This is a genomic window from Vibrio mangrovi (genome assembly GCF_024346955.1).
GTDB lineage: Bacteria > Pseudomonadota > Gammaproteobacteria > Enterobacterales > Vibrionaceae > Vibrio > Vibrio mangrovi.
In genome coordinates, this window is the sequence record NZ_AP024884.1 from 975,116 (window position 1) to 989,735 (window position 14,620).

The following is a 14,620-nucleotide window of genomic DNA, read 5'->3' on the forward strand; positions in this document are numbered from 1 at the left end:
AGGCTGAAATTGACATGATCACAGAAAAATTCTATCCGATTGGCACGCCCGGTAAAGCGTGGGGAGAAGCGGAACGACTGGAATGGAAAAATAAAGCCAGGATCCGTCGCAGCTATGAGGATGATGTGGTCAAACGTATTACCGCCCTCAAAGACCGATTTCGTGTCTCTATTTACGGCATGCTCTCTTTTAATCCGGATCGTTATCCATTGTATTATCTGAGAAACCAGAACTGGCGGCCTGAGCGCCCTGTGATTTTAATTACCGGTGGTGTTCACGGTTACGAAACCAGTGGCGTCATCGGTGCATTGCAATTTCTCGAAGACGAAGCTGACAGTTATCTGGAACATTTCAATATCCTGTCGATTCCCTGTGTCAGTCCCTGGGGTTATGAAACCCGTAACCGCTGGAATCCCTGTGCCATCGATCCAAACCGGTCATTCTATACCCTCAGCCGTTGTGAAGAAGCTTCTCACCTAATCCAACTCCTTTCATCTTATATGACCCGGGCACACATTCTGGCGCATTTTGATTTACACGAAACAACCATTGAAGATGAATCAGAATTCCGTCCGGCTCTGGCAGCAAGAGAAGGTCTTGAATATGTTCCGGGCAGCATTCCGGATGGATTTTACACCGTCGGTCACACCGAAAACCCCCAGCTACCATTTCAGAAAGCCGTCATTCAATCCGTTCGTCAGGTCACTCATATTGCGCCGAGTGACAGTAACGGAAAAATCATTGGCTCACCGGCAGTACAGGATGGTGTCATTCTTTACGCAATGAAAGCTTTGGGGTTGTGTGGCGGCATCACCAACTGCCGCTATCACACCACGACAGAAGTTTTCCCAAATAGTCCGCGAATCACCCGGCAACAATGTAACGACGCACAGGTGGCAGCCATTACCGGCGGATTAGACTTTATCGTTCGTCAAGAGCTGGAAAGCGGTGTTTGTACTGCTCAGGTGTCACACCTGCGTACTTTTTAAACATATTAATAAAAGGGCTAGCCTGACGATAGCCAAGCGTATACGCTACCTCTTTGACGGATCGCCCATGGCGTAACAGTTCCATGGAGTGAAGGTAACGAACCCGCATCCGCCACTCGGTAAAACTCATACCCAGTTCGCTCTGACAGCAGCGCGCCAGTGTCCGTTCTGTGGTATGAACCCGTTCAGCCCAAAGTTTCAGGCTGGTATCATCTGCCGGATTGTCTTCAACCGCAGCCAGCACCGGAGCCAGATATTTATGTGTGGATGATGGTAAGAAGTGAAGTTCTGTTTCCTGAGCCGAAAGCTGGTCCAGCAACACTTCTATCAGGCGGTGATCAGCCTGACACTGTGCGACACTCACCTGACGCTGGCGAAAGTCTTCAATAATGGCCTGAACAATCGGAGTGATTTTTATCAGACTGGTCTTTTCAGGAAACGCAGCCGTCAGAGACTGATCGATATTCAACGAACAATACTCGATCGGCCTACGATTATAGCTACGGTGTACAACCCCGGCGGGAACCCAGATCGCCAGTTGAGGAGGCGCCAGAAAACGGGTATCTTCTGCTTCCATTTCCAGAATGCCTCCGGAGATCAACTGTACCTGTCCCCAGGGATGACTATGAACCCGCGTTTCGGTATTGGAAACAAACGCTTCAAAGTTCATGAACACATCTGAAGGAGCCTGCTTTACGGCAAACTGCGGATGAAGCCGCCAGGCCGATCTGTTTTTTTTCATCAGCGGACTTTCTTAAAAAATAGCTTAACAAACCAGATTAGCAAATGTACTTAACGAATTGAATCAATTCGCTTTAGGATGCATCTGCCACATCATCCGCAACGATTTCCCAGCTGTGACTCATCTCTATCCCCTTACCGAGCATCAGGCAGACAGAACAGTATTTTTCCAGCGAGTCAGCCGTTACTTTCGCAACAATGGCCGGATCCAATGCATCACCGGAAACCTGAAAATGAATATGAATTTGAGTAAATAGCCGTGGAGCCGTCTCACGACGTTCAGTGGTCAGTTTAGTCCGGCAGTCTGTTACACGCTGTCCGGCCGATTTCAGGCCATCCACAACATCGACAGAACTGCATCCTCCGGCAGCCATCAGAACCATTTCCATCGGACTCGGTGCTGTTTTTCCGCCACTCCCATCCATAACGACCGAATGGCCTGACGCCGAGTGACCCACAAATTTCAACCCATCAACCCAAGTGACTTCAGCATGCATATGCTCAACCTTCATCTATTCACAGAAAACGCAGCTTATCCTACACACAGCAAACCGGAATGCAAATAGAAAACCCCACCAAGCTATGCCTGGTGGGGTTTCTGTTCTGCTCGCAGCAATCCGGCTACTAAAGGTGCTCCCTGCATCTATTCCCTGATAGTCTGCTGAATCCTTCAGCTCATTCCATTACATCGCCGTCTTGGCGTGTGTCCCTTTGCGATCCATGCCGATGAATCATCCTGAATCATCGAATCTTCTTCCTGAAGATGACCAGTCCCTGGGCCTTTCCTGTTCCGTGTCAGCATCCTACCGACAAGTTCAGAATACGCGAATTCCTTTTTTGTGCAAACAATCATCCCGAAAATAATAGAGAACGATGAAGTTCACAAAACAAACAAATCAATTTAAATCAATCAGTTAAAAAATAATAACAGTATAATACTGACAGAGAAGCAGCAATCGCTCACAGATTTTGTAAGAGATCTCTTACAAAACAAATCATAAATAACACCCATGTTTTCTCCGCGTCCAATTCAATATAAACTTCTATACCACTGTTACAGACACAAACCACATGAGGTTGTCAGCCAATGATGTCAAAATGGGTACACCGCTTCTACCAAATGGCCGAACTGGTCTCGTCCTGGAGTAAAGATCCTTCGACTCAGGTCGGTGCCGTAATTGCCAAACAAAATCGCATCATCTCTGTCGGATTCAATGGATATCCTCATGGAATCTCTGATAGCGTCGATGTCGATGACCGGGATATGAAATATCTCAAAACTCTGCACGCCGAAGAAAATGCAATCCTCTTTGCCAAACGGGATCTGGACGGGTGCGATATTTATGTCACCCACTTTCCATGCCCCAATTGTGCAGCAAAAATCATTCAGACCGGTATCACAACAGTATATTGTCCGGAACAGAATGAAGATTTTCTCTCTCGCTGGAGTGATAAAATTCAGGTGAGTCAGGATATGTTTAATCAGGCCGGTGTCCGGGTTTTCTGGATCCCACTCAACGAACTGAAAAACCGTACCGATATCAATACCCGTTAGGCGAGGTTACCACTCAGAGAACCCACTACGATGAAACCTGAAGGGAATTAAACACTTCCAGCAACTGTTCAGCTTTGTAAGGTTTAGGCAGGTATGCATCCATGCCTGCTTCGTAGCATTTGGTAATGTCTTCGTCCAGAACACTGGCTGTCAGGGCGATAATAGGAACGTGCCCGCATTGATTCTCAATTTCCCAGTGGCGGATTTTCCGGGTCGCGGTGAAACCATCCATCACCGGCATCATGCAATCCATCAGCACCGCGGTATATTGTCCGCCCTGAGTGATGACGTCTAATGCCTCCTGACCATTATTAACAACGGTATAGTCAAAATCAGCCTTATCCAGAAAGAAACTGGCGATTTTCTGGTTCATCAGATTATCTTCAACCACCAGAATCCGTTTACCGGGACGTGGGCCTGCCACTTTGCTTTTTGCCCGGGTCGTCGCCAGACTCGCCGCCGGTTGCATTTCCCGGAATGCCGATTCCAGCCGCGCACCGAGAAACGGCAGGGTGATATTGGCATCGGCCAGACTCACCAGTGCCCGGTTTAAGAACAAGTGATGCTGGCAAGTGATGATTTTTACCGACGGGAAAAGCTGCCGTAGTTTTTCAATATCATTACTGGCGTTGCGGGTCAGACAGGGACAGTAGAGAATAATATCCAGCGATTCATCCAGACTCTGACCAATCTCATCCAGCGATTCGATTCTGATCAGCTCGCCGCCCAACCGGTTACACTCCTGCCGGATTTGAGCACTGTAGACCGAACTGTTAGAAATCAGCATCGCATGAAATGACAGATGCTCCGGTTTCGGTTGCTCAGCAGGAAGCTTGACCGGAATTCTGAACTCGAAACAGCTTCCTTTCCCCTTGGTCGACTCAACAGTAAGAGAACCATCCATCAGCTCCAGTAACTGTTTACAGATTGGCAGTCCCAGTCCGGTTCCGCCATAACGACGTGTGATGCTGTCATCCTCCTGACTGAACGGTTCAAAGATCTTATCCACTTTCTCCATATCGATGCCAATCCCGGTATCTTTTACCCGGCAGATCAGCATCGGTTCCGATTCCTGAAAAATAACTTCCGTTCGAATCTTACCTTCCTGTGTAAATTTCACCGCATTGGACAGAAAGTTCATCAGAATCTGTCTGAGGCGAAATTCATCGGCAACGATCTGCGTCGGTAATTTCGGATCCAGTGAGATTTGCAGCTCATTGAACTGTGCTACAGCTTTGGAGTTCAACATGTTGACGGCATCATAAACCAGCTCTTTAATGTTGAAATTGTGTGGAGAAATCGTCAGTCTGCCGGACTCAATTTTAGACAGGTCTAAAATATCGTTGATCAATATCAGTAGCGTTTGTGAAGAGACTTCGATATCCGCAATCACTTCTTTTTGTGCTGCGGTCAGGCCGTTCATGGTCAGCATTTCCGTTAAGCCGATAATCCCGTTTAGCGGCGTCCGGATCTCATGAGACATATTGGCGAGAAAAGCACTCTTGGCGCGGTTGGCAGAGACAGCCTCCTCTTTTGCCTGAACCAGACGTGCTTTATGCTCGGTCAGATTCTGCATAATATCGTTCATGCCAAGAGCAAAACGAGAAAATTCATCATTACCGTCAACCGGAATTTTTTCGACACGACATTGCAGTGACTTCTCATTAATCTGTGCCATGGCATGTAGAATCCGGCTCAGTTTTGAAGAAATACGATATGACGTACTAATACTGAGCAGAATCAGACCGCATAATGTCAGAGCCACAAAAATAATCGCCGTGTGGATAAACTGTTCGTCCTGAGTGACCCGTGTCTGAATCTTCTGTGACAGCGTCTCTGCATATCCGAGAAAGAGATGATGCAATGCATCCTGCTTGCGTTCCAGATTATTGATGTATTCATCCAGTAACTGAGGCTCGATCCGATCGTGAAGCACTTTTTCTCTCAGCATACTGGCGTGCTGAAATTCCTGCTGCGATAAAAACTTGGTGATCTGATTCAACTGAGTATCGCTGGCACCGAAATTGACAAAATATTCCAGATAGGTCTGCTGTCTGGCAATAATCTCAAAGTATTCCTGCCTCAGAAAAGAATCGACATGCTGATTCATCCGGATTTCCTGCATCAGCCAGGCTTCCCGCTCAATCCAGTACAAAAACCAGCTTAACTGATCAAAAGTCGCTTCCATCTGGTAAATATTGGTGGGAGCCAGATGGCCTGACTGTTTCTGTAGGGCAACCAGCATTTCATAGACTAAATCAAACCCCCACAGAGACTGAGCAATCAGCACTTCATTCTGAATGCCGGACAACCGATCCGTCAGTTCTGACAATTCATCCAGATTGGAGACGATAACCTGCCGGTCGACAGAAGCCAGAACGTCCTCCGGTCCCTGTTTTAATCCGGTTCGCAATGTGTCGGAAGTTTGATGAAACAGAGATAACTGATGAGGCTCAATCGATCCCATTTCCTGTCTGATATTCAAAAGCTGGTAAAGTTGATCAGATAATGTAGAAATTTTCTCCAGCATCGAAATCCGGAATGTCGTATTGGCATATCCGCTCATCCGGTCTTCCACCTGCATGAACCATTGATACGCACCCCAGCTAATTATCATGGCCGGTACGATACATAGAACAATGAGTCGGGTTTTTATCGATAAACATCTGAGTATCGACATGATTTCTTCCTTGAAACTTTGCGAGGCTGACCTACTGTTTAAATATAGACGCTATGTAATGACTTGCCCGAACTTAATTTCACTGCCATGGAGAACTATATTTGCGTATTGTCGGTGTTTGGTGGTTTCTCTGTATTTCATTGTTCAGTACGTCCTGTATTGCAGATCAGTTCGCAATTGTTACCGGGGCCAATGCGCTCCCGGAGTTAACCGACATTCAGGTCAAGATGCTCTACCGGGGACGATTGACTCATATCGGCGGCAGCAACGTTCAGTTAGCCGATCTTCCTTCCGGTTCTGCCATCAGAGCGCATTTCTACCATCGTCTGCTGGGGAAGTCTCCGACACAGATGCAGGCAATCCGGGCCAGACAAAGTTTCTCCGGCAAGTTTATCCCCCCTTATGAATTACACAATGAGGATATGAATACCGTCAGCCAGTGGCTGAACGAACATCCGAACGGCATTGCTTACATTCCTCAGGACTGGATTTCAGATCAGGTACGCATTCTTTATCGTTTGGGTGACGAGGAATCTCTATGAAGCATTGGATAATAATTATTTCATTATGGATGATCACTTTCGGAGCCTGCGCACAGTACAGCTTCAATGATGCCATTCGTGTCAGTGGATTCGGCACATTCAGTCTCAGTCGTTCTGACAACAGCGTTCCGGTATTTTCCTACCGGGATATTCATGATGAAACCTGTGAAAACTGCGACAGCACACTCGGACTTCAGCTCGACTGGGTTATCAATGAACAGTTCCGCAGTTCAGTTCAGGTTGTTAAACGCCCACAGGACGATTATTCAGACCCGGAACTCGAATGGGCTTACCTCGCTTACACTCAGGGCAGTTCAACGCTGAAGCTTGGCCGTCTCAGAATCCCGATTTTTCTGCTGTCGGAATATTATTATGTTTCAGCAGCCTATCCCTGGATTCGTCCGCCCCACGATATTTATGACAGTTTTGTCGGCATTACTCACTACAACGGCGCAGCATACGAATGGGAACACTGGCTGACAGATCAGTTACAACTCAAAGTTTCTCCCTATGTTGCTGCACCGGAAAAAAATGATTACCAGTTCTACGGAGAACCGTTCACACTTGATAGTGACAGTGCTTACGGTCTGACCGTCGATCTATTTCAGGACGATCATCAGCTACACCTGTCTTATCTGTCCGTCAACTCCGATCAGAAACAGAACGGCAATACAGTCTATCACTATGATCTGGATATGCTTTCTGCCGGATTTAACTATCTGTATCACGGCTATAATATTTCCTTTGAAACCCTCTATGAATCCGGGCTTTTTGCCGACTGGTATCTTGGCATATCCAGAGATATCGGGAGCTGGTCGCCTTATGTTCAATACGGGCAACTGCGCGGACATGCCAACCAGACTTATCTGGCCGGCATTCGTTATCCGATCACACCACGGCTGGTGCTGAATGCTGAATGGGAATATGTCCGTACTCCGAAGATACCATTGACCGGTCACTTTACTCAGGTACAGACCGCTCCCATTGATAACGACAGCAACATATTTACGCTGGCTCTGTCATTTACATTCTGACCACTATCGGGATGGCATGACTTTTCCTCACAGGGAAACTTTCAGATCCGAGCGGATACGACTCGAACAGGACAGAACATAACCTGACCGAATCTCTTCTTCACTCAGGGTTTCCTGGCTGGAAAACTCAATCTGTCCCTGTTCAACCCGGCATTTACATGAGCCGCAAATCCCACTGCGACAAGCAGCTATCACAGGCACACCGGCAGATTCCAGCGCATCCAGCAACAACTCCCCTTTCTGCGCTTCGACTGAAACACCAAATCCGGGGACATCAACCGTGACAGGTGAGTTACTGCTATCGGATACCGGAGAGAAAGTCTCCATTCCCATCGCTTCGGCGCTGAACTTCTCCTGATAGCAGTCGTCCATCTGAAATCCAATCTGCTCAAGGTAAGTTGTCACATCCTGCATAAAACCTTCCGGCCCACACAGGTAAACTGTTCGTTCCAGAATATCCGGACACAGTTGCAGCAGGTAGTTCTGATCCAGCCGTCCTTGGGTATGGCTGCTGTCCCCGGCCTGCTTGAGCAGTAGCTTCAGATGAAACGACGGGTGAACCGCATTCAGATGCAGCAGTTCTTCATAATAGATAGTATTAAGTACATCTCGGGCAATATGGATAAACACAATATCGACATCACCACGGGACAACCAGTCTGCCGTCATCGACATTACCGGCGTGATCCCACATCCGGCACTGATCAGTGCCACACGACCCCGGTGGGTACAATCCACATTGTTAAATGCGCCCTGAGGTTTCAGCAACTGAACAATGTCACCTGAATTCAGGCTGTCTACCACATGGTTTGATACTTTTCCGCCTTCGACCCGTTTGACCGTAAACTTCATCATCGTCTGATCAGGCAGTGTACTGATCGAATAGGCGCGATATTCCACTTTTCCGTTAATCTCAAACCCCAGACTGGCAAACTGGCCGGGTTTAAACTGAAAACGGCGTGCATTTTCCGGGCAGGCCAATACAAAACTGACAGTATCCGGCGTTTCATGCCACTTCTCGGTACAAACTAAGGCTACCGGCGTATCAAAGTCCTCTGCGATCATGTTTTATACTCTCTTGAATGACTGTTCTTTTCGAATCATGGGAAACGACAAATGCTCCTCCCGGTAAACCGGGAGAAGCATAAAATATGCATGCACGAGCATATCTATAATTACGCTGCAAGAATTGTATTCAGATCATTTTCGACCGTGGTAATGCTACGCATATCAAATTCGCGTTGCAGAATCTCCATCAGGTTCGGCGTCAGGAATGCCGGAGCCGACGGCCCGGTATAAATTCCTTTCACACCTAAAGCCAACAGTGTCAGCAGAATCACAATAGCCTTCTGTTCAAACCATGACAGCACCAGTGTCAGTGGCAAGTCATTCACACCACAATCAAATTCACCCGCCAGCGCCAGTGCCAGCTGGATAGCTGAATAAGCGTCGTTACACTGACCGACATCCAGCAAACGAGGAATACCGTTGATGTCACCAAAGTCATTTTTGTTGAAGCGATACTTTCCGCAGGCCAGAGTCAGAATCACACTATCCTGAGGTGCTTTCTCGGTAAACTCGGTGTAATAGCTTCTTTCCGCTTTGTCCCCGTCACATCCGCCAACCAGGAAGAAATGTTTGATATTGCCCTGTTTGATCTGATCAATCACCGCCGGAGCAGCCTGCATCAAAGCATTACGGCCAAATCCAATGGTAATGAAATGTTCGATTTCGTCATGGCGGAATCCTTCCTGAGCCAGTGCACACTCAATCACCGGGCTGAAGTCATCCCCTTCGATATGCTGAACACCCGGCCAGCCGACGATACTGCGGGTAAAAATCCGATCGGCGTACTGACCGATATTCGGATTGAGCAGACAGTTAGAAGTCATCACAATCGCACCGGGGAAGTTCGCAAATTCTTTCTGCTGATTCTGCCAGGCACTTCCGTAGTTACCGACCAGATGCGGATATTTTTTCAGTTCAGGATATGCATGGGCAGGTAACATTTCACCGTTGGTATAGACATTGATGCCTTTCCCTTCGGTCTGCTGAAGAATTTTTTCCAGATCGTGCAGATCATGGCCGGAAACCAAAATACATTTGCCTTGTACCGGTTTGACGTTGACTGTAGTCGGCTCAGGATGACCAAAGGTATCGGTTTCTCCTTTATCCAGCATTTCCATGATCTTAAAATTCATCAGACCAATTTCCATTGCCGTATCCAGCAGAGGTTTGGCTTCTTCCGGATCGCTGCCCAGCCAGGACATAATCTTATGATATTGCGCGTACATTTCTGCATCAGTCTGACCGAGAACCCGGGCATGTTCCAGATAAGCCGCAGCACCTTTCAAGCCGTACAGACACAGGAGTCTTAAACCAATAATATCTTCATGAAGCGAGGAATGTCCGCGGTTCACGGCAGCATCCGGAGCAAGAGCCAGCAGCGCATCACGGCTTTCCGGCAAATCGTTTTCTGCGGCAGCATAAGGTGCCGGAATCTCAATATTATGCAATACAGCCGCCGCACGCACCTGTTCAGCCAGTGAACGACGATACTGATTCGATTCGATTGCCAGCTCAACAATCCGGTCCGGATCAAAATTCACATTGGTTAATGTTGAGAAGAAAGCTTTCGGCGCCCACTGATCAATGATCGGGTCAATCACTCCGCAACGCCGTCCAAGATTTGCCCAGAAAGAGACACCCTGAAGTGAATAGACCAAGACATCCTGAAGATCAGAGACCTCAGCAGTTTTTCCACACATGCCCTGTGCATAGGCACAACCTTTTCCTGCCGGGGTTTGAATAGTCTGTTCACATTGAATACAAAACATAGGCTCGCTCCAGTTATTGTTGTATATACCCAAATAACTTCTTCAGTAACTCAGGTATGAATCCACTTTAATCCGGAGCTGAAATGGCATAAACCGTGCCACTTAATGTGCTTATATTTATCAATAAGTTATATTAATAATTTTGTTCCATTCGGGTCATTTTAACACGACCACATTATTCATAAAGACACAATGGAGTCATAATGACTCCATGCAAAAATTGATTTAAATCAAATAGTTGTCAACACCCGACAGGCTAGTGCAATCAAAACGACTCCGGAAAGCCGGTCAATCAGAACCGCTTTTCTCTTGAGTCGATTCAAAATCACCGGGCTGGAAAGAAACAGCGCCAGCAAGGTGTACCAGAGCCCATCGACAACCAAAGGTGTAATAACAACGATTGTCTGACTCCAGCGGTCATGAGCCAGTGTGATAAACTGGCTGAATAACGCGATAAAAAACAGCGCAATTTTCGGATTCAGCATCGAAATTAAGAATCCTTCTTTCGCCGACTGCCAGACAGAAACATTTGTCCCGGTTTCCAGATTGGCAGCGACACCGCCCTGCGAGCGGATCGCCTTCCAGCCCAGATAAGCCAGATAACCGGCCCCGGCAAAGCTGATCAGACGGAAAAGCCATTGCGCCTGCTGTAATACAATCGATAACCCAACAACCGTCAGGAACGCGTATGCACCAATGCCTACAGCATGTGCCCACGCCGTTGCAATACCATTCCGACGGCCTCCGGCAAGACTGTGTTTAGTTACCATCGCCAGACTTGGTCCCGGAGACATCGCTCCTAGCAGACAAACGGCAAACAGTGATAGCCAGGCTGAAAATGTCATATGGAATTTATCCTTCTTTCTGGGTGAGATGGTTGAAAAATTCATTAATCACCGTATGTGTCACAAGCTGCCTCAGATGCGGGTAAGTCTGAATCGTATCACGGATTTCCCGGAGTCTTGCCATCGTCGGAACCGCAACATAGAGGATGAGATCGGTTTCACCACTAATGCCATGGCACCACTGCACACCTTGAATATCTTCCAGTGAGCGGGCATAGTCCGCACACTGATGCGTTCCGGATGAGGTATCGAATTTCAGCGCCAGATAAGCACAAATCATCGGCTGCTCATCTTCCGGTGTCCCGACGGATATTTCCGCCCGGTAACCGACAATCACCTGAGTCTGTTCCAGTTTTTTTATCCGGGCAGTTACCGCTGAACGCGACAAGTTAACAGCCTTGGCAATATCACTCACCGGTGTGCGGGCGTTTGTTCTGAGAATCTCAATAATATGTTGATCAAATTTATCCATGTTCTGGCTCATCACCCTATCACAATTTATGTCATAACCCCTTGTGTCATAACCCCGATAACCGCCAATGTGACGGCTGATATTCCCCCAAACCGTCACTTTGACTTATGAATATATCATTTTGCCACGTGCATACGAACACAGAACACCATAAACTTGCCACATGATTCGTTATTCAGAAATATTGCCGTGTCACAACAGCTTAAGAAAGAAATCACCCTGATATCCGGTATCGGTCAGCTTTCCACAACCCTGATGGGAACCGGATTATTTATGATTCCTGCGATTGCAGCCGGAATCGCCGACAGAATGACCCTTTGGGCATGGCTGTTTCTGTTTATCGCAGTGTGTCCGATTGCACTCACTTTTGCCGGGCTGGGCAAACGCTATCCCAATGCAGGCGGAACGGCTTATTTCGTCCGGATGGCATTTAATCCTCGTCTGGAAAGATCCGTTGCCTGGCTGTTTATCAGTGTTATTCCGGTCGGTATTCCCGCGGCCATCACTATGGCCGGTGGCTTTTTACAGCAGCTATTACCATCACCACTGAATACATCGCTCTGGGCACAATCGATCACCTTATGTTTATTAGTGCTGGTGAATCTGTCCGGCTCCAAAACCAGCGGGCGTCTGCAATCGCTGATCGCACTGAGTATTTTTAGTCTCGTGGCTGCGCTGCTTTGGAAGGGACAGATTGCGCCGCAGGACTTCACGATGCCACCACTGACAAGTACCAGCCTGTGGCCTGTGGCTTCAGCCCTCGGCGTGATGTTCTGGTGTTTTGTCGGAATCGAAGCATTTGCCCATATGGGTGAAGAGTTCAAACGTCCGGGCCGGGATTTCCCTTTAGCCATTTTACTTGGCTGCCTGATTGCCGGCCTCACTTACTGGGCCTGCTCGGTCGTTATCCTGAAGTTTGGTGCCTACGGCACGCCGGAGTTTGATGTCACCTCAATTCCCTGGCTCAGTGATCATCTGTTCGGAACGCAGGTTTCAGCCCTGATAACACTAGTTGGATTCTGCGCCTGTTTCGCCAGCCTGAATCTGTATCTGCAAAGTTTCTCTCGCATGCTCTGGGCACAGACTAAACAGTCCCGGCCTCAGAGCCGGATTGCCCGGCTCTCAGCCAGAGGGATTCCGGCCAATGCGACGCTACTGATTGCGGCAGTTATCTATCTGTTGATCCTGCTCGGAGAATTTGCCCGGCTGGATTTATCCCTGTTTCTCAAACTGGCAAATAGTGTATTTGTCTTTATCTATCTGCTGGCAATGCTTTCCGCCTGGAAACTACTACACGGCATGGCTCGTTATCTGGCAGGAATTGCTCTGATCTTATGTGTGCTGGTATTTTTCTGCCTTGGCTGGTCCGCAATGTATGCTCTAATCATTTTTATTGTACTGGGATTCTTTCCGGGCAGGAGAACCGATCCGCTTCAACAGCACGCAACATGACAAATCTATCGCGTCATCAGATTCATCATACAGGGACGCTATGATGTACAACAGCGCTGACGCACTTCACCGATATACGGATAAAGAAACGCAATCCGCCCGATATAAAATAGGGTAAATGCCAGCCAGAGTCCCTGATTTTCCAGCGTATCCAAGGCGAGATAGATGGTCAGCAGAAAGACTAGCAAGGCCATAAAAGTAGAGTTTCTGACCGGACGGGTGGTTCCACTGCCGGTAAAAATGCCATAAACCGTCAGACCGAATCCCGCCACCAGCGGGAATGCGATCAGCCATAAACTAATCTGGTGAAACTGCTGAACCACTGCCGGGATGTGAGTAAACAGCAAGACCAGCTGGCTATGCGTCACGGCAATCACAAGCGTCAGCGCCACCACAAACAACAGAGTCCACTGAAAATTCATTTTTAACACCTGCGCAAGCAGAGCCGGTGATTTTTCTCCGACAGACTTCCCGCTGAACACACTCGAAGCATTGGCAATCCCGTCGAACATATAACTAATCAGAAAGGTAATCTGCATTACCACAGCATTGGTCGCTAACGTATCGGCTCCCAAAGCTGACCCGAACCGGGCCATGCTGTTGAACATCACCAGCAGACAGACAGTACGCAACAGCAGATCGGTATTAGCGGAGATGATGGTTTTCAGTTCCTCTCTGCCCATTCGGGCCAGCGCAAGATAAGGTGCAAATGAAAAACCGGCGGCCTGACGCACCAGCCAGATGCCGACTGCAAATGTTGCGATCTGAGCTATCAGTGTCGCAATCGCTACTCCGGCAACCCCCATATCCAGAACGGCTACAAACAGAATATCTAAAACAATATTGAGTACATTGCCGAAGATCTGTGTCAGCAGGGTTTCTTTCACCTTCGCCTGCCCCATCAACCAGCCAATCACGGTGTAATTGAGCAATACAAAAGGTGCGCCCCAGATCAGAATCAGGAAATACTGCTTTGCCTGTGCTGCTACTTCAGCCTCAGGCCGGATCATCCACTCAGAAGCCTGCCAGAGAATGCTCTGACTCAGAATAAAAATCCCCCCGACAATGACCGCCAGCACAAACGGATGAAGCAGACTGACGGCTTTGGATTGCTCACAGTTTTTGCCCAGAGCAATCGCACTCTGACCCGTGGTGCTGACCCGGAAAAAACCGAACAGCCAGTACAGTGTATTCATGATCACCGTACCAATCGCCACCCCGCCAATCAGCGCCGCAGAACCAAGCTGGCCAATAACCGCTGTATCCACAGCACCAAGTAACGGCTGGGTCACGGTTGAAACAATAAAAGGCAGTGCAATTTTTAAGTAATTTTTATGCGTCAGTAAGGTTGTCATATTGGTCATCTGGGGCATTCAAACATCAGCCGGTATCGGCAATGGCGTTATATTACTGATCGGTGGTGGATCGTAAAGTCTATTTATCGATAGTTTGCTGAATTGTGAAGATTAATCT

13 protein-coding genes are annotated in these 14,620 nt (G+C 48.0%); 5 read left to right on the forward strand and 8 right to left on the reverse strand.

Annotated elements, in window-relative coordinates; translation table 11 throughout:
* The first annotated feature begins 14 nt into the window (after positions 1-14).
* Entirely contained in the window at positions 15-989 is a 975-nt protein-coding gene (locus OCU74_RS20440; protein WP_087482918.1) for a M14 family metallopeptidase, read from the forward strand.
* Here OCU74_RS20440 and OCU74_RS20445 read toward each other — a convergent pair.
* Together OCU74_RS20445 and OCU74_RS20450 are read right to left on the reverse strand one after the other, a co-directional pair.
* The gene (locus OCU74_RS20445; protein ID WP_087482917.1) at positions 922-1,731 is read right to left on the reverse strand and encodes an AraC family transcriptional regulator; all 810 of its coding nucleotides are present in this window, start codon (positions 1,729-1,731) and stop codon (positions 922-924) included. The genes OCU74_RS20440 and OCU74_RS20445 overlap by 68 nt on opposite strands.
* Before the next feature lie 73 nt (positions 1,732-1,804).
* Positions 1,805-2,227 carry an OsmC family protein gene (locus OCU74_RS20450; protein WP_087482949.1) on the reverse strand — a complete coding sequence of 141 codons (423 nt, stop codon included), beginning with the start codon at positions 2,225-2,227 and terminating at the stop codon, positions 1,805-1,807.
* 590 nt (positions 2,228-2,817) lie between these two features.
* On the opposite strand from OCU74_RS20450, the gene OCU74_RS20455 reads away from it, so the two are divergent.
* Positions 2,818-3,285 (forward strand): dCMP deaminase family protein, encoded by a 468-nt coding sequence (locus OCU74_RS20455; RefSeq protein ID WP_087482916.1) that lies wholly within the window; start codon positions 2,818-2,820, stop codon positions 3,283-3,285.
* A gap of 25 nt (positions 3,286-3,310) precedes the next feature.
* Here the strand turns inward: OCU74_RS20455 and OCU74_RS20460 are convergent, their stop codons facing one another.
* Positions 3,311-5,965, reverse strand: coding sequence for a hybrid sensor histidine kinase/response regulator (locus OCU74_RS20460; RefSeq protein WP_087482915.1), 2,655 nt, complete (start codon positions 5,963-5,965; stop codon positions 3,311-3,313).
* A 101-nt stretch (positions 5,966-6,066) separates the two neighbouring features.
* On the opposite strand from OCU74_RS20460, the gene OCU74_RS20465 reads away from it, so the two are divergent.
* A complete protein-coding gene (locus OCU74_RS20465) occupies positions 6,067-6,507 on the forward strand; it encodes a type 2 periplasmic-binding domain-containing protein (protein WP_234993648.1) in 441 nt (146 codons plus the stop codon).
* Positions 6,504-7,541 (forward strand): porin family protein, encoded by a 1,038-nt coding sequence (locus OCU74_RS20470; RefSeq protein ID WP_234993647.1) that lies wholly within the window; start codon positions 6,504-6,506, stop codon positions 7,539-7,541. Before OCU74_RS20465 ends, OCU74_RS20470 begins: the two co-directional genes overlap by 4 nt.
* 27 nt (positions 7,542-7,568) lie before the next feature.
* Here the strand turns inward: OCU74_RS20470 and OCU74_RS20475 are convergent, their stop codons facing one another.
* The 4 genes from OCU74_RS20475 to OCU74_RS20490 form a co-directional block, all read right to left on the reverse strand.
* The gene (locus tag OCU74_RS20475) at positions 7,569-8,606 is read right to left on the reverse strand and encodes a hybrid-cluster NAD(P)-dependent oxidoreductase (protein ID WP_087482914.1); all 1,038 of its coding nucleotides are present in this window, start codon (positions 8,604-8,606) and stop codon (positions 7,569-7,571) included.
* A gap of 110 nt (positions 8,607-8,716) precedes the next feature.
* A complete protein-coding gene (hcp, locus tag OCU74_RS20480; protein WP_087482913.1) occupies positions 8,717-10,378 on the reverse strand; it encodes a hydroxylamine reductase in 1,662 nt (553 codons plus the stop codon).
* A gap of 230 nt (positions 10,379-10,608) precedes the next feature.
* The gene (locus tag OCU74_RS20485; protein WP_087482912.1) at positions 10,609-11,223 is read right to left on the reverse strand and encodes a LysE family translocator; all 615 of its coding nucleotides are present in this window, start codon (positions 11,221-11,223) and stop codon (positions 10,609-10,611) included.
* 7 nt (positions 11,224-11,230) lie between these two features.
* Positions 11,231-11,695: an Lrp/AsnC family transcriptional regulator gene (locus tag OCU74_RS20490; RefSeq protein WP_087482911.1), complete on the reverse strand. Its 465-nt coding sequence runs from the start codon at positions 11,693-11,695 to the stop codon at positions 11,231-11,233.
* Positions 11,696-11,884: 189 nt separating this feature from the next.
* Between OCU74_RS20490 and yjeH the strand changes: the two genes are divergently transcribed.
* The gene (gene yjeH / locus OCU74_RS20495; RefSeq protein ID WP_087482946.1) at positions 11,885-13,147 is read left to right on the forward strand and encodes an L-methionine/branched-chain amino acid transporter; all 1,263 of its coding nucleotides are present in this window, start codon (positions 11,885-11,887) and stop codon (positions 13,145-13,147) included.
* Positions 13,148-13,185: 38 nt separating this feature from the next.
* Here yjeH and OCU74_RS20500 read toward each other — a convergent pair whose 3' ends face one another.
* Complete coding sequence (locus OCU74_RS20500) at positions 13,186-14,502, reverse strand: MATE family efflux transporter (protein ID WP_087482945.1); 1,317 nt, start codon at positions 14,500-14,502, stop codon at positions 13,186-13,188.
* Positions 14,503-14,620 lie beyond the last annotated feature (118 nt).

Bases quoted from the DNA above. Each gene is read 5' to 3' on its own strand.
- OCU74_RS20490 (WP_087482911.1), bottom strand. From the start codon at position 11,695: ATGGATAAATTTGATCAACATATTATTGAGATTCTCAGAACAAACGCC.
- OCU74_RS20470 (WP_234993647.1), top strand. From the start codon at position 6,504: ATGAAGCATTGGATAATAATTATTTCATTATGGATGATCACTTTCGGA.
- OCU74_RS20450 (WP_087482949.1), bottom strand. From the start codon at position 2,227: ATGCATGCTGAAGTCACTTGGGTTGATGGGTTGAAATTTGTGGGTCAC.
- OCU74_RS20455 (WP_087482916.1), top strand. From the start codon at position 2,818: ATGATGTCAAAATGGGTACACCGCTTCTACCAAATGGCCGAACTGGTC.
- OCU74_RS20500 (WP_087482945.1), bottom strand. From the start codon at position 14,502: ATGACAACCTTACTGACGCATAAAAATTACTTAAAAATTGCACTGCCT.
- OCU74_RS20440 (WP_087482918.1), top strand. From the start codon at position 15: ATGATCACAGAAAAATTCTATCCGATTGGCACGCCCGGTAAAGCGTGG.
- OCU74_RS20485 (WP_087482912.1), bottom strand. From the start codon at position 11,223: ATGACATTTTCAGCCTGGCTATCACTGTTTGCCGTTTGTCTGCTAGGA.
- OCU74_RS20475 (WP_087482914.1), bottom strand. From the start codon at position 8,606: ATGATCGCAGAGGACTTTGATACGCCGGTAGCCTTAGTTTGTACCGAG.
- OCU74_RS20445 (WP_087482917.1), bottom strand. From the start codon at position 1,731: ATGAAAAAAAACAGATCGGCCTGGCGGCTTCATCCGCAGTTTGCCGTA.
- OCU74_RS20460 (WP_087482915.1), bottom strand. From the start codon at position 5,965: ATGTCGATACTCAGATGTTTATCGATAAAAACCCGACTCATTGTTCTA.
- hcp (WP_087482913.1), bottom strand. From the start codon at position 10,378: ATGTTTTGTATTCAATGTGAACAGACTATTCAAACCCCGGCAGGAAAA.